The organism is Micromonospora sp. NRRL B-16802, assembly GCF_001279555.1.
Taxonomy (GTDB): domain Bacteria; phylum Actinomycetota; class Actinomycetes; order Mycobacteriales; family Micromonosporaceae; genus Micromonospora; species Micromonospora profundi.
This window is the reverse complement of sequence record NZ_LGEB01000121.1, coordinates 1-14,132: the sequence shown is the minus strand read 5'-3', so window position 1 is coordinate 14,132 and position 14,132 is coordinate 1. Positions and strand designations below refer to the sequence as shown.

Here is a 14,132-nt window from a genome sequence, read left to right as displayed (position 1 = left end):
GGTGCCGTGCCCACGGCACCGCCTGGTGGTAGCCCGGCCGGCCGGCGCGTCAGGCCTCAGGTCGGAGACCGGGCAGCGGAAGCCGGACGTGCCGCACGCCGTCTAAGCAAGGGGAATCGATGCCAACAAAACCCGTCGAAAAGCTCCGCCGCCTCGCTCCCGCCATCTTCGTGCTCGTGCTCCTGGCGGCACTGTTCCAGGTGGCACGCCTGCCGGAGGCGTCGGCCGCGGACCGTGCCACCCTGGCGTCCCGGTTCGGGTTCACCGAGCTGCCGATCGCCCTGCCGCCCGGCCTGCCCGAGCGGACGGTCCGCGAGGTCAACCCCAAGTACGAGCACATCAAGTCGTGGGTCTCGTCGGTCGGCGCGGCGGTCGCCGTCAACGACCTCGACGGCGGTGGGGTGGCAAACGACCTCTGCCTGGTCGACACCCGCAGTGACGCGGCGATCGTGACCCCCGCCCCGGGCAGCGGCGGCACCTACGAGCCGTTCGTGCTCGACCCGGCCCCGCTGCCGACAAGCACCACGATGGCGCCGATGGGCTGCGTTCCCGGTGACTTCAACGGCGACGGGTGGAACGACCTGGTCGTCTACTACTGGGGCCGGACGCCCGTGCTCTTCCTGAACCGCGCGACCCAGGCCGAACTGAGCCTCGCCAGCTTCCGTCCGGTGGAGATCGTGCCGGAGCAGCCCACGCCGGACCGCCAGTACCACGGCAAGTTGTGGAACACCAACGCCGTGGCGGTAGCGGACTTCGATGGTGACGGCCACCCGGATCTCGGAGTGTTCAACTACTTCCGGGACAGCGAGGTGCTCAATCCGCAGGGTCAGCCCAACGTGGAGATGAACCACTCCATGTCGACCGCCCGCAACGGCGGCGGGGCGCATCTGCTGCGGTGGAAGTCCGCGTCGGCCGACTCGGTCCTCTTCGAGGAGCAGCTCGCCCTGGACCCGAAGGTGGCGACCGGGTGGACCCTCGGCGCGGCGTCCGCCGACCTGGACGGTGACCTGCTGCCAGAGTTGTACCTGGCCAACGACTTCGGCAACGACCGACTGTTCCACAACGTTTCCACTCCCGGCCAGATCCGCTTCTCCCTCGTGGAGGGAAGTCGCGGGCCGGCGACGCCGAAGTCGCTTGTGGTCGGCCACGACTCGTTCAAGGGCATGTCGATCGACTTCGCCGATCTATCCGGTAACGGTCGGTTCGACATGTTCGTCAGCAACATCACCGTCTCCTGGGGCCTGGAGGAGAGCAACTTCGTCTGGCAGAACACCGCCAAGGACGCCGCCGACGCCCGCACCCAGCTCGCCGCGGGCCGGGCGCCGTTCGAGAACAAGGCGGCCCGGCTCAACATGGCCTGGATCGGCTGGGGTTGGGACGCCAAGATGGCGGACTTCGACAACAGCGGAAACCTGTCCGTCGTGCAGGCGAGCGGGTTCGTCAAGGGCGAGATCAACCGATTCAACTGGCTCCAGGAACTCGCGATGAGCAACGACCTGATGCTCCGCGAGCCGGACATGTGGCCCAAGGCGGTGCCCGGGGACGACATCGCCGGCTCCGAGCCGGTCGGCTTCTGGGTCCGCGAGGACAACGGGCGGTTCGTCAATCTCAGCCACGAGCTGAAGCTGGACGCGCCCATCCCGACCCGGGGCGTCGCGGTAGCCGACGTCGACGGTGACGGCGGTCAGGACTTCGCCATCGCCCGGCAGTGGGGTCCCCCGGCGTACTACCGCAACACCAGCGACAAGCGGGGCGACTTCCTCGGGCTGCGGCTCCACCGTCCCGCGCTCGGCGCCACCGCCGGCGGCGCCGGACCGGTCGGCACACCCGCGTACGGAGCCCAGGTGAAGCTCACGCTCGCCGACGGGAGCACCCGTGTGGGTCAGCTCGACGGTGGTGGCGGCCACTCCGGCAAGCGCAGCTTCGACGTCTTCTTCGGCCTCGGCCAGAACGGCGCAAAGCCGGTCTCGGCGGAGATCTGCTGGCGCGACCTGGACGGCGTCGCGCACCGCCAGCAGCTGCAACTCTCCCCGGGTTGGCACGACCTCATGCTCACGACTCAGGTTCAGGAGGTGAAGCCGTCATGACGCAGACCTATCAACCCGGCTCCACAGCCGTCGGGGTGCCGGCGTCGGCGACCACCACCCCCGCACCGGCGGGCTCCACCCAGGCCACCAGTGGCGCCCCGCCCCGGGTGGACCCCAAGGATCCCCGCTACATCGCGCTGCGCAACTTCGCCATCTCGATGAGCATCTTCAACATCCTCGGCTACACCGTCCTCGGCTTCGAGCAGCCCTGGACCTGGCCGTTCCTGGCGCTGGCCGTCGGCTACGCCGCCGAGATCGGGATCGAGGCCATCGTGGCGTGGTCGCGGAGGCGCGCCCCGGCCTATCGCGGCAACGGGATGTGGGGTCTCTACACCTTCCTGCTCCCCACCCACATCACCGCGCTCGCGGCGAACATGCTCCTGTACGCCAATGACAACTTCTGGCCCATCGCGTTCGCTGTGGTGGTCGCGATCGGACAGAAGGCGGTTCTCCAGGCGCCCATCCGCGGCCGGATGCGGCACTACATGAACCCGTCGAACCTCGGCATCACCATCACACTGCTGGCGTTCTCCTGGGTGAACATCGCACCGCCGTACCACTTCACCGAGAACGTGCCGGACGTGATCCGGATCGTGGTGCCGCTGGTGATCATCACCTCCGGGACGGTGCTCAACGCGGTCCTCACCAAGAAGGTTCCGCTGATCATGGGCTGGGTCGGCGCGTTCGTGATCCAGGCGCTCATTCGACACTTCGTCTGGGACGTCGCGCTCTGGGCTGCGCTGGTCCCGATGACCGGTGTGGCGTTCGTCCTCTTCACGAACTACATGATCACCGACCCCGGCACCACCCCGACCTCGTTCAAGAACCAGTTCATGTTCGGGTCGTCGGTGGGCATCGTCTACGGGGTGCTGATGGTGTTCAACATCGTCTACACGCTGTTCTTCGCGGTCACCATCGTCTGTCTGATCCGCGGCCTCTACTGGTGGTTCGTCTGGTGGACCGAGCGGCGGCGTGACCGGCGGGCACCTGTCTCCCCGGGCGTGCCAGCCACACTGGCCACGGCCTCGCGCTGATCCGCCGCGCCGGCTCCGGAACCGCCCTGTTAGGGCGGACCACCGGGGCCGGCGCGGTCGTCGCATCTGTCGACGTCACCCTCGCTCGCGAGGCGCCGCAGCGGAGGCCGGAAGCGCAATCTGGGAGAAGATTCGACGTCGACGGGGTGCCACCATCAACCGCGACGCGGACGGCCGGGGAGGTGGTCGACCGCAACCGACGATTCGGGGGCGTTGTGGACCGACGAGCCATGCTGGCGCTGGGGGGTGCGACCGGCGTCGCGCTGGTGATCCCCACCGCCGAGACGACTGAACCAGCGGTCGCCGCGCCGGGCGGCCATCCCCGGCACCACCACCGCCGCCCGTCGCGCCCGGTGCCGTCGGCGGACACCGGCGAGCCGTTCACTCGTCCGTTGGTGGTGCCGCCCGTTCTGCGGCCGGTGGCCGTCACGGCGACCACCGACCACTACCGACTCGACGTCACCACCGCCGACGTCGAGATCGTTCCTGGGCTGCGCAGCCGGATGCTCAGTTACGGCGGCCACGCGGTGAACCCCACCATCCGCGCCCGACAGGGCCGCCGAGTGCGGGTCACCTACCGCAACCGGCTGGACCAGCCGGTGAACGTGCACCTGCACGGCGGCCACGTCGCCGCCGCGGACGACGGTCACCCGATGGACCTCATCCAGCCCGGACAGGAGCGGGTGTACGACTACCCGAACCAGCAGGCGGGCGCCCCGCTCTGGTACCACGATCACAGCCATCACACCGAGTCCGAGCACGTCTACCGCGGGCTCTACGGCTTCTATCTCATCGAGGGCTCGGACGAGGCCGGTCTGCGCCTGCCGTCGGGGCAGTACGACATCCCGATCGCGCTGCGTGACTCGCTCTTCGCCGAGGACGGCACGCTCGTGTGGAACCAGGCCGATCCGTTCAGCCGCACCACGCTTCTGGCAAACAATCGGCACCAGCCGTACTTCCCGGTGGCGGCCCGGCGTTATCGGCTGCGCCTGCTCAACGCCTCAACCCACCGGACCTTCGAGGTCCACGCGAATGGGGCGACCCTGCTCCAGATCGGCGGAGACGGTGGCCTGCTGCCGGCACCGGTGCCCCGCACGTCGATCCTGCTCGGGTCGGCCGAGCGCGCCGAGGTGGTAATCGACTTCTCCGGTAACGCAATCGGTGACCAGGTCTTCCTGGCCGACGCCACCGGTGGCCCGCTGGTGCGGTTCGACGTCGTACGGCGTGCCACCGACTCGAGTCGCGTCCCCCCGCAGCTGCGACCGCTGCCGCCGATGCCGCGTGCCACCGCGGAGCGGCTGTTCGTGATGCGAGTGGACCCGGTCACCTTCGCGAGCCTGATCAACGACAAGGCGTTCGATCCGGCACGGGTCGACACGACAATCACGCGGGGCACGACCGAGATCTGGAAGATCGTCAACGGGGACGCCGGCCTCAATCTGGAACACACCTTCCACATGCACCTGGCGCAGTTCCGGGTGCTGGACCGCGACGGTGCCCCACCGTCACCCGGGGAGTCGGGGTTCAAGGACACCATCTACGTACGTCCGGGGGAGTCCGTCCGCGTGCAGGCCACGTTCGACGGGTTCGTGGGCCGCTACCTCTACCACTGCCACATGCTCGACCACTCCGCCTTCGGAATGATGGGCCAGATGGAGGTCGTCCCCCCGGGCTCCTGAGCGCTGTCTCCGCGTGCGGAGGGCCCGCCACGGCCGCGGCGGTGGCGGGCCGCCTGCCGTGCCACAGAAGCGCTGTCGGATCGTCGGCTAGCTGCCCATGCGGCGCGGCGTGACTGTGCGCCGTCAGGGCCGACGCAACCTGTCCGGCGGCGTGCTCGTTGGTGCGACAAGGGGCGGACGGAGGTAGGCGGGGGCGGACGATGGCGGCAGCGCGGGCCGAGCTGCTACGTCCCCCCGCGAGTTCGGGCCGCGCGACGTTCCTGGAGCTGTTCTTCGATCTGGCCTTCGTGGTGGCCCTCAGTAGGGTCTCGCAACGATTCGCCGGCCTGCACGACGAGACCGGCTGGGCGCTGGTCACCGGGTTCGGTCGTACCCTGCTGCTGTTTCTGGCGCTCTGGCTGATCTGGTCGCACACCGCCTGGATCACGAGTCGCTACGAGCCGGAGCAGCCGATCATCCAGGCCGTGGTGGTCGGCACCATGTTCGCCGGCCTGGTCATGGCGGTGGCGCTGCCACGCGCGATGGAGGAGCGGGCGCTGCCGTTCACGGCCGCGTACCTGATGGTGATGGTGGTGCGGCCGCTGGTGGTCGCCGCCGCGCTGCGCGGCCATCCGCGGCGGTTGGTGCCGTTCCGGCTGGCGGCGTGGTCGACGGCGAGCGCGCCGCTGTGGCTGGCCGGCGCGTTGGGCCCGGAACACCTTCGCACGTCGCTCTGGGCTGCCGCCCTCGCCGTCGACTACCTCGCGTGGGCCCTCGGCTGGCCCCTGCCGCGGCTCGGGGCCTCACAGGTGGGACGTTGGCGGATCGCCGGTACGCATCTCGCCGACCGTTATCAGCAGATGTTCCTCATCGCACTTGGTGAATCGATCCTCGTCATCGGCGTGGTCTTCAGCGGCAATGACTACTCCGGGGAAAGGGCCGCCGCCTTCACTGTCGCCTTCGCCACCAGCGCGCTGCTCTGGCGGATCTACTTCTACCGCGCCGGTCTGCTGCTGACCGAGGCATTGGAGCAGGCGACGACGCCCGGTCGGCTGGGCGCGGCGTCGGAGCGGACGCATCTGGTGATCGTGCTCAGCGTGCTTGTCACCTCGGTCGGTTACGAGCTGGTCATCGACCATCCGTACGGGCCGCCGAAGCTCAGTTGGCTTCTCTTCGTGGTGGGCGGTCCGATGCTCTTCCTCGTCGCTCGTATTCGGCTGGATTACGAGATCTTCGGCCGGGTTTCCCACCCCAAGGTGATCGGCTTCGTGGCTCTGTTGCTGGTGACGCCGGCGTTGGCCAGCTCGGAGCGGATGGTGGGCTGAGCGTGGTGGCCGGAGTGCTTGCCCTGGTCGCGCTGCTCGACGCCCTGCGGAGCCGGGGACGGCCGGTGGAGCGCCCCGCCTCGCCGATCGGGCGGGAAGCGCCCGGGGGCGCGTCAGCGAGGCGTGAGGTCCCTGCGCCGCAGTAGGTAGAACGATCGGTCTTGACGATAGTGCTCCGCGCCAGTAGCGTACGACGAGACAGAACGTTCGTTACGCCTCCGGCGGCAGTGCGAGTGTGGTCCTGAGCAGCGGGGAGTTCACCTCCTCGGCGCCGTGCCACTCCCTCCCGCGTAGAGAAGCATCGAAGGAGAAGGCCGTTGCCCACCAAGATCACGCTGATCGTTGGTAACCCCGCGAACCCCGCCGAGTTCGAGAAGGTCTACGCCGATGTGCGTCGGGCCGCGGAGGCGTTCCCGAAGCTCCAGCGGGTCGAATCGGCAAAGGTGTGGCCGAAGGAGGACGGCACGCCGACCCCTGCGTACCGGACGCTCGACCTCTACTTCGCCTCCTACGACGACGCGTCCGCCGCGGTCGCGACGCCCGCCGCCGGCGCCGTCTTCGGCGGGCTCCAAGGCGCTCAGGTGGAGATCACGGGGCTGTTCTCGGAGATCGAGTAGCCCCGTGCCACGCCACTCCCGTCGACGGCCGTTCGTTAAGTGATCTCGAGAGGATGACATGACCACCCTTGCCCCTTCCGGCGTCTCGACGACGGCGGACGCCCTGCGTCGCCTGCACTTCGGCCGCTTCGCGTTCGCCATCGTCTGGGCCGCCGTGACGTTCCCGCTCGCCAGGGACCTCACCCCGCTCACAGTGGCGCTGCTCGTCATCTACCCGCTGTTCGACGTGGCCGCCGCCGTCGTCGACGCCCGGTCCTCCCGGGCCACCGGAACACCCACCCTGTTGTACGTGAACGTCGCGATCAGCCTGCTCGCCGCCGTCGGCCTGGCCGTCGCGGGCACGTCCGGCATCCCGGCGGCCCTGCGTGTCTGGGGCGCCTGGGCGGTTGTGGCCGGCCTTGTGCAGTTGCTCGTGGCCGTCAGCCGACGCAAGATGGGTGGGCAGTGGCCGATGATCATCAGTGGTGGGATCTCCGTTCTCGCCGGCGGGTCGTTCATCGCCGCCGCCTCCGCGGACAACCCGGTGCTGACCAACGCGGTCGGCTACGCGATCCCCGGCGCCATCTTCTTTCTGATCTCCGCCATCCGCCTCAGCCGCGGTGCGAAGGGAAACTGACATGGACAACGCCACGTACGACGTCATCGTCATCGGCGCGGGGCCGGTCGGCGAGAACGTCGCCGACCGCGTCGTGCAGGGCGGCCTGACCGCCGCCATCGTCGAGCGGGAACTGGTCGGTGGTGAGTGTTCCTACTGGGCGTGCATGCCGACAAAGGCGTTGCTGCGCAGTCAGACCGCGCTCCAGGCGGCACGTCGGCTGCCTGGAGCCCGCGAGGCGGTGACGGGCGACCTGGACGTGGCCGCCGTGCTGCGCCGCCGCGACTCCTTCGCCTCGAACTGGAAGGACGACGGGCAGGTGTCCTGGCTCGACTCCGCGGGGATCGCGCTGTATCGCGGCCACGGACGGATCAGCTCCGACCGGGTCGTCGAGGTGAGCGGCGCGGAGGGTGTCACGATCTCGCTCACCGCTCGACACGCCGTCGTCGTCGCGACCGGAAGCGGCGCCCGGGTGCCGGACGTCCCCGGTCTGACCGAGGCGACGCCGTGGACCAGCCGTGAGGCGGCATCCGCGAGCGAGGTCCCTGGCCGCCTCGCCATCATCGGCGGGGGAGTGGTGGCCACGGAGATGGCTACCGCGTACGCCAGTTTCGGATCCACTGTGACGGTGCTGGTCCGCGACGGTGTGCTGCAACAGGCGGAGCCGTTCGTCGGCGAGCGGGTCACGCAGTCCCTGCGGGAAGCCGGCGTGACGGTACGTCTCGGTGTCGAGGCCACGTCGGTGAGCCGGGACGACGCCGGCACAGTGCACATCACGCTCACCGACGGCGAGCAGGTCGACGCCGACGAGGTCCTTGTCGCTGCCGGCCGTACGCCGAACACCCAGGACATCGGCCTGGACACGATCGGGCTGAAGCCCGGCGCCTGGCTCACCGTCGACGACACGCTGCGGGTCGTCGACGACGCCGGGGCGTTGGTCGGCGACGGCTGGCTGTACGCGGCCGGTGACGTCAACCGGCGCGTGCTGCTGACCCACCAGGGCAAGTACCAGGCCCGCGCGGTGGGCGACGTCATCGTGGCACGGGCCAAGGGCGAAGCGGTCGAGGACGGCCCGTGGGGCCGGCACGTCGCCACCGCCGACCAGCGCGCCGTGCCGCAGGTCGTCTTCACCGATCCGGAGGTCGCTTCCGTGGGGCTGACCGCAGCCGCCGCCGAGGCCGCCAGGCTGCGGGTCCGGGTCGTCGACTACGACCTGGCGGCCGTGGCGGGATCCGCGCTGCACGCCGACGGCTATCAGGGGCACGCCCGGATGGTCGTCGACGAGGACCGCAGCGTCATAGTGGGCTTCACCCTCGTCGGCCCGGACGTCGCGGAACTGCTGCACGCGGCGACGATCGCCATCGTCGGCGAGGTTCCGCTGGACCGACTGTGGCACGCCGTCCCTTCGTACCCGACGGTCAGCGAGGTCTGGTTGCGCCTGCTGGAGGCGTACGGCCGCTGACCTGGGTCGTACCGATGGCCGGCCGTCCCGAACGGCCGGCCATCGCCGCTCTCGCCCCCGCTGTGGCCTGGAGGCTAGCGGTGTGACTGCGCCGATTGACGCTCGGAGTTGATGTCCAGAAGTCCCTCGACCCCGCGCAGGAACGTCTCCGACACCAACGCGGGATCGAAGAGGCACCCGGCCGCCATTGCCCCGTCGCGGAGCATGACGAAGTGGCGCGCGGCAGGACCGGCCGTTTCCTCGTGGACCTGCGCCATGAGCGCGGTGAGCGTGTCCAGGAACCACTGCCGGTGGCCGATGACCTCCTGGTGCACGGGATGGTTCGGGTCGGGATACTCCGCTGCGGCATTCAGGAACGCGCATCCGCGGAAGCCGGAGGACTGGATGCTCTCAGCGATCGAGCCGGCGATGGCCAGGAGAGCGCCGGCCGGCGACGGGTCGGCCGCGAGAGCCGCCTCGACCCTGCCGCGTTCCATCCCGTGGATTTCGCGCAGGTAGGCGAGGATGAGGTCGTCCTTGCTGGGGAAGTGCCGGTAGAAGGTGGCCCGGGTCACCTTCGCCTCCGCGATGATCCGGTCGACACCGACGGAGTGGATGCCCTCGGCGTAGAAGATCCTGGTCGCGGTGGCCAGGAGCCGGAGCCGCGCCTCGGAGGGCCGGGGTTCGGGTGCGCCGCGAGTCATGCACCCATCTTAGCGATAGAACGTTCGGTCTGAGCCGCTACACGGTTGATGATCCACTCCGTTTCTGCGTCCCGCTGACAGCAGCCTTATCCGTGCTGAATATTGGAGGCTACGCCGCACCGGGGCCGGAAATGCGGGCCGGTGCGTGCTGCGGTGAATCGCCCGTCGACCGTCCTCGCCGACCCGTGTTCCCGGGCAGTGGGGCCTCTCGAAAGGACCGCCACATGAGCGTCGCTTCTGATATGTCCGGGCAGGGCAAGCCGACAATTGTTCTGGTCCATGGCGCATTCGCCGAATCGTCGAGTTGGAACGGCGTCATTGCCGACCTCAAGCGCCGGGGTTATCCGGTCCTGGCTGTCGCCAACCCGCTGCGCGGTGTGCAGAACGACGCGGCATACGTGCGCTCTGTGCTGGACACCGTGTCGGGGCCGGTCGTCATGGCCGCCCACTCGTACGGCGGAGTGGTGATGACCGAGGCCGCGGACGGCGTCTCCAAGGTCAAGGCACTGGTGTACGTCGCCAGTGTCAGCCCGGATACCGGCGAGAGCGTCGCCACGCTGGGGGCCAAGTTCGCCGTCAGTAAGCTCTTCCAGGCCATCAAGGGCGTGCCGTTCACCCTTCCCGACGGCAGCACGGGCATGGACCAGTACGTCGATCCGGCCAAGTTCCCCGAGGTCTTCGCCGCCGACGTGGACACCGGGACCGCCGAGGTGATGGCTGTCACGCAGCGACCGGCCTCGGCGGACGCCCAACAGGACGGCGTGACAAAGGCCGCGTGGAAGACCATCCCGTCCTGGACCCTCATCACCAAGCAGGACCAGGCCATCGCGCCGGACCTTCAGCGCTTCGTCGCCGAACGCGCCGGGTCCACTGTGGTGGAGGTCGAGGCGTCGCACGCGGTGGCGGTCTCCCAGCCCGGCGTCGTCGCAGACCTCATCGACACCGCCGCCAGCGCCACGGCGAGCTAGTCGACCGGTCCGGCCATTACGGGAATAGCGCCGGGCCCGTGATCGCCATTTCGCCGACGAATCGGCGAGTGCGCCGCTGACGGTGTTTTCCAAGGTCGCCACCGTTGGATTGCGTGTCGGCAATTAACAGCGGCGGACAATGCTGCCCGCCTCCGCGTCAGTTGTCACCCGGGCGGACAAGCCCGCTCTCGTACGCGATGACGACGAGTTGGGCGCGGTCGCGGGCGTTCAGCTTGTGCAGGAGGCGACTCACGTAGGTTCGGGCGGTGTCCGGGCTGAGGTGCAGCGCCGCCCCGATCTCGACGTTCGACCGTCCGGTGCCGACCTGGGCGAGGACGTCGCGTTCCCGTCCGGTGAGGCCGGCGAGCCGCGTCGGATCCGCAACGGGGGAGCGGGCCGCCGCGGCGATCACCCGCCGGGTCACCGCCGGCGACAGCAGCGCGTCCCCGCCGGCCACCACGCGGACGGCGTCGCGCAGCGCGTCGGGCGGGGTGTCCTTGAGCAGGAAGCCGGAGGCGCCGGCGCGGATGGCCTCGAAGAGGTACTCGTCGTCGTCGAAGGTGGTGAGCATGACCACCCGGACGTCGGCAAGCGTCGGATCGGTGCGGATGCGCCGGGTGGCCTCGATACCGTCGCCGCCGGGCATCCGAACGTCCATCAGGACTACGTCGGGCCGCTGGTCGCGGGTGACCGCAACGGCGGCCCCGCCGTCCTGCGCCTCACCGACCACTGTGATGTCGGCGGCGCGCTCCAGCAGTGCACGAAGGCCCGTGCGCACCAGGTGCTGGTCGTCGACGAGGACGACACGTACGTCGCTCATGCGGCTGCCCCGGCCAGTGGCAGGCGGACCGAGACCCGGAAGCCGCCCCCGGCGACGTCGGCGGCGTCGAGGGTTCCGCCGAGCAGGGCGACCCGCTCCGACATGCCCCGCAGCCCTTCACCGGGCTCGCCTGCCGCGCCGGTGGCGGATCCGCGGCCGTCGTCGATGATCTCCACGGACAGTCGGGCGGGCGTCGCCCGGATCGTCACAGTGACGCGGGTGGCCTGCGCGTGTCGCACCACGTTTGTCAGCGCCTCCTGCACGATCCGGTAGACAGTGCTGCCCACAACCGTGGGCAACGCGTCGACCGGGCCGTCGACGCGCAACTCGACCGGGAGCCCGCCGCGGCGGACGCCGTCGACGAGCGTGCCCAGCTGGGCGAAGCCGGGGGCCGGTGCGCGTGGTCCAGGCTCGCGACGCAGCGTACCCAGCGTCGCACGTAGTTCGGCCATGGCGCTGCCGCTCACCGACTGGATCGCGGCCAGGGCCGTGTCGACCTGCTCGGGCTCGGCGTCGGTGAGCGCCTCCCGCGCCACCGCGGACTGGAGGGTGATCACCGACATCGTGTGTCCGAGGGTGTCGTGCACCTCCCGGGCGATCCGGATCCGCTCCGCCTCGACCTCCCGGGCGGCCTCCCGTCGGCGCTCCTCGGCCGCCGCTGCCGCCTGCCGGGCCAGCGCCGCGCGCAGCGAACGCCGGTTGCGAACGGCGTCGCCGAGCGCGATGACGGCGAGCATCAGCGCCGCCTCCGAGCCCAGGCCGGCACCGATCACGACGGAGGTGTCGTCGCCCTCGACCAGCCGGGCGGCCACCGAAACGGCAAGCAGGCTTCCGCCGACGACGGCCGCCGGGACCACCCGGCCGCGTTCCGCGACCACGTAGAGGATGGCGGCGGCCGGGGCGGCCACGCCTACCGGCGGCAGGTCCAGTGCGTAGTAGCCGAGGATGCCGGCGGCCGTCGCCAGCAGCGCGGGAACCGGCCAACGCCGGGCCACCAGCAGCAGTGCGGCCAACCCGACCCCGAAACCGCAGGCGATCACCGCGTGGGCGGCCGACGCGTCATCTGTCACGACCGCCGCCGTGATCAGGCCGAGGATGGCCACGGCCAGCAGCCATTCGGTACGGGTGGGTGGTGTGGCCTGCACGTCTGTGAGCCTAGGTCGGCGCTGGCCCGGGCCGCTGCCGTCCGCAGGCATCATCCCGCGCCCCGGCACGTACGTCGAGAAGCGACACCAGCTCGCGCGTCTGCGCGGCAGACGACCCCCATGTGGCGACCTAGCGTCGACAGCGACATCACAGACCGTGCCCGCAGAGGGCGGAAACCAAGGAGAAGTGCTGCTGTGTCCCGTATCAAGCTGACGTGGATCGTCCTGATCGTGCTCGTCTGGACGGCGATGATGTCCTTTGGTGGGGTCGCCGCCGAGACCGTGATGCTCTACCCGAACGTCTTCGGCGACGCACCCGCGTCGCTGGACCGGGCCCGTGAGTTCCTGGTCGCGGGCGGTCCGAGTGACTACTTCCCGCCGCTGGGCGCCTCGGTGGTGCTGACCAGCCTCGCCGCGACCGTCCTCACCTGGCGCAACCGCCGGCTGCGCTGGTATGTCGCCGCTGCGGCAGCGGTCTTCATCGTCTGCGAGTTCCTGTTCTCGGTGGTGTTCTTCTGGCCGCGCAACGAGATCATGTTCGTCGACCCGGTCGGCACGCACTCGCCGGAGTACCTGCGCCAGGTCGCCGAGGAGTTCGTCGCCGGGCACTGGGTGCGCGTCGCCGGCGGTGCGGTGACTGCCGCGCTGGCGTTCACCGCGCTGCTGCGCTTCACCAGGGACACCGCACCGGCGCGGGTCGAGCGATGAGCCTCGGACGTCGTACCCTCGGCTTTTCCTGGCCTGCTCTGGTGGCGCTCGCCGCGCTGGCCGCGCCGCGGGTGGTCCTGCACGACCTGCACGTCGTGGAGGAAGGAAGCGTCGCCACAGTGCTGCTGGCGGTCGTACCGTCGATCTGTTGGGTGGCCGCCGTGTTGTGGCGGCGTCCGCCGCGTCCGTTCCTGACCGTTGTGGTCATCGGGGGGATCTACGGTGTCCTTCTCGCCGTCGGCCACCAGGTGCTGTGGAACCAGGCGTTCGACGGAGTCGCGCCGAGCCTCGGGGAGGTCGATCCCCGGGCGCAGGAAGGGATCCTGCGCGTGGCGGCGGTGTTCTCCAGCCTGGTCACCGGCGTGCTCGTCGGAGTGGTGACCGGGGCGGTGGCGGCGGCGCTGAGCCGGCTGCTGCCGCCGCGCTCGCACTCTGTGTGTGAGCGGTAACAGTGACGGTTCGGTGCCGTGGCGTTGATGGTGGGGCTTCGGATGGAGCGCAGCTTCAAGGCATAGGCAAGGGGCGATTCATTACGTCTTGACGAACAACATGTTATCGCTCACTCTCGATGTCGAGGATGGCGCAGCTGTGGCTCACCGGGCGAGCCCGCTGGCACCTTCGAGCACGGCGTCCCCCAGGGCATGTGGACGTCACGTCACGATCCGGGCTCCGTCTCGGCGCCGGTTCCGCCGCGCCCGGCTCTGGCAGACCACCACCGGTTCCGAGAGTGAGAAGGAACGACATGAAACCCCTGAGAACTCTGCTGTCGACGGCGACACTCGCCGTCGCCCTGACCGCGGGCATGGCGGTGGCCATGGCCCCCACCGCCAGCGCCGGGACAACCCTCAAACAGGCCGCCGCCGAGAAGGGCCGCTACTTCGGTGCGGCCGTCGCGACGGGCAAGCTCTCCGACAGCCAGTACGTCGGGATCCTGAACCGCGAGTTCAACAGTGTGGTGGCTGAGAATGAGATGAAGTGGGATGCCACCGAGCCGCAGCAGGGTCGGTTCAGCTATTCCGGTGGTGATCGT

14 protein-coding genes are annotated in these 14,132 nt (G+C 69.7%); 11 read left to right on the top strand and 3 right to left on the bottom strand.

The features are described from left to right. Positions 1 to 119 precede the first annotated feature (119 nt). The 7 genes from ADK66_RS28295 to ADK66_RS28265 all read left to right on the top strand — a co-directional run bounded on the left by ADK66_RS28295 (position 120) and on the right by ADK66_RS28265 (position 8,778). On the top strand, positions 120 to 2,087 hold the full coding sequence (locus ADK66_RS28295; RefSeq protein ID WP_082377713.1) for a CRTAC1 family protein: 1,968 nt from the start codon (positions 120 to 122) through the stop codon (positions 2,085 to 2,087). Beyond that, complete coding sequence (locus tag ADK66_RS28290; RefSeq protein WP_053660688.1) at positions 2,084 to 3,121, top strand: hypothetical protein; 1,038 nt, start codon at positions 2,084 to 2,086, stop codon at positions 3,119 to 3,121. Before ADK66_RS28295 ends, ADK66_RS28290 begins: the two co-directional genes overlap by 4 nt. Positions 3,122 to 3,351: 230 nt before the next feature. Further along, positions 3,352 to 4,800, top strand: coding sequence for a multicopper oxidase family protein (locus ADK66_RS28285; protein ID WP_053660686.1), 1,449 nt, complete (start codon positions 3,352 to 3,354; stop codon positions 4,798 to 4,800). A gap of 200 nt (positions 4,801 to 5,000) precedes the next feature. Continuing rightward, positions 5,001 to 6,104, top strand: a complete 1,104-nt coding sequence (locus ADK66_RS28280; protein WP_231640230.1) for a low temperature requirement protein A — start codon at positions 5,001 to 5,003, stop codon at positions 6,102 to 6,104. A 317-nt stretch (positions 6,105 to 6,421) separates the two neighbouring features. Next, the gene (locus tag ADK66_RS28275) at positions 6,422 to 6,721 is read left to right on the top strand and encodes a hypothetical protein (RefSeq protein WP_053660683.1); all 300 of its coding nucleotides are present in this window, start codon (positions 6,422 to 6,424) and stop codon (positions 6,719 to 6,721) included. Between the two features lie 58 nt (positions 6,722 to 6,779). Further along, a complete protein-coding gene (locus ADK66_RS28270; protein WP_053660681.1) occupies positions 6,780 to 7,337 on the top strand; it encodes a hypothetical protein in 558 nt (185 codons plus the stop codon). 1 nt (position 7,338) lies between these two features. Beyond that, positions 7,339 to 8,778 (top strand): NAD(P)/FAD-dependent oxidoreductase, encoded by a 1,440-nt coding sequence (locus ADK66_RS28265; RefSeq protein WP_053660679.1) that lies wholly within the window; start codon positions 7,339 to 7,341, stop codon positions 8,776 to 8,778. 74 nt (positions 8,779 to 8,852) lie between these two features. On the opposite strand, the gene ADK66_RS28260 is transcribed toward ADK66_RS28265, so the two are convergent. Further along, positions 8,853 to 9,461, bottom strand: coding sequence for a TetR/AcrR family transcriptional regulator (locus ADK66_RS28260; protein WP_053660677.1), 609 nt, complete (start codon positions 9,459 to 9,461; stop codon positions 8,853 to 8,855). 224 nt (positions 9,462 to 9,685) lie between these two features. On the opposite strand from ADK66_RS28260, the gene ADK66_RS28255 reads away from it, so the two are divergent. Next, on the top strand, positions 9,686 to 10,429 hold the full coding sequence (locus ADK66_RS28255) for an alpha/beta hydrolase (protein ID WP_231640229.1): 744 nt from the start codon (positions 9,686 to 9,688) through the stop codon (positions 10,427 to 10,429). A 157-nt stretch (positions 10,430 to 10,586) separates the two neighbouring features. Here the strand turns inward: ADK66_RS28255 and ADK66_RS28250 are convergent, their stop codons facing one another. Continuing rightward, complete coding sequence (locus ADK66_RS28250; RefSeq protein WP_053660674.1) at positions 10,587 to 11,249, bottom strand: response regulator transcription factor; 663 nt, start codon at positions 11,247 to 11,249, stop codon at positions 10,587 to 10,589. Continuing rightward, positions 11,246 to 12,394: a sensor histidine kinase gene (locus ADK66_RS28245; RefSeq protein WP_157553013.1), complete on the bottom strand. Its 1,149-nt coding sequence runs from the start codon at positions 12,392 to 12,394 to the stop codon at positions 11,246 to 11,248. Before ADK66_RS28245 ends, ADK66_RS28250 begins: the two co-directional genes overlap by 4 nt. Positions 12,395 to 12,589: 195 nt before the next feature. Here ADK66_RS28245 and ADK66_RS28240 point away from each other — a divergent pair, with 195 nt between their 5' ends. The 3 genes from ADK66_RS28240 to ADK66_RS28230 form a co-directional block, all read left to right on the top strand. Beyond that, positions 12,590 to 13,102 carry an anthrone oxygenase family protein gene (locus tag ADK66_RS28240; protein WP_231640228.1) on the top strand — a complete coding sequence of 171 codons (513 nt, stop codon included), beginning with the start codon at positions 12,590 to 12,592 and terminating at the stop codon, positions 13,100 to 13,102. Then, the gene (locus ADK66_RS28235) at positions 13,099 to 13,551 is read left to right on the top strand and encodes a hypothetical protein (protein ID WP_053660672.1); all 453 of its coding nucleotides are present in this window, start codon (positions 13,099 to 13,101) and stop codon (positions 13,549 to 13,551) included. The genes ADK66_RS28240 and ADK66_RS28235 overlap by 4 nt, the downstream gene beginning before the upstream one ends. A 293-nt stretch (positions 13,552 to 13,844) precedes the next feature. Continuing rightward, a partial coding sequence (locus ADK66_RS28230; protein WP_197281663.1) for an endo-1,4-beta-xylanase occupies positions 13,845 to 14,132 on the top strand: 288 nt, incomplete at its 3' end.

Coding starts and splice junctions, on each gene's coding strand:
- ADK66_RS28235 (WP_053660672.1), top strand. CDS start 13,099: ATGAGCCTCGGACGTCGTACCCTCGGCTTTTCCTGGCCTGCTCTGGTG.
- ADK66_RS28280 (WP_231640230.1), top strand. CDS start 5,001: ATGGCGGCAGCGCGGGCCGAGCTGCTACGTCCCCCCGCGAGTTCGGGC.
- ADK66_RS28260 (WP_053660677.1), bottom strand. CDS start 9,461: ATGACTCGCGGCGCACCCGAACCCCGGCCCTCCGAGGCGCGGCTCCGG.
- ADK66_RS28295 (WP_082377713.1), top strand. CDS start 120: ATGCCAACAAAACCCGTCGAAAAGCTCCGCCGCCTCGCTCCCGCCATC.
- ADK66_RS28270 (WP_053660681.1), top strand. CDS start 6,780: ATGACCACCCTTGCCCCTTCCGGCGTCTCGACGACGGCGGACGCCCTG.
- ADK66_RS28250 (WP_053660674.1), bottom strand. CDS start 11,249: ATGAGCGACGTACGTGTCGTCCTCGTCGACGACCAGCACCTGGTGCGC.
- ADK66_RS28285 (WP_053660686.1), top strand. CDS start 3,352: ATGCTGGCGCTGGGGGGTGCGACCGGCGTCGCGCTGGTGATCCCCACC.
- ADK66_RS28255 (WP_231640229.1), top strand. CDS start 9,686: ATGAGCGTCGCTTCTGATATGTCCGGGCAGGGCAAGCCGACAATTGTT.
- ADK66_RS28290 (WP_053660688.1), top strand. CDS start 2,084: ATGACGCAGACCTATCAACCCGGCTCCACAGCCGTCGGGGTGCCGGCG.
- ADK66_RS28265 (WP_053660679.1), top strand. CDS start 7,339: ATGGACAACGCCACGTACGACGTCATCGTCATCGGCGCGGGGCCGGTC.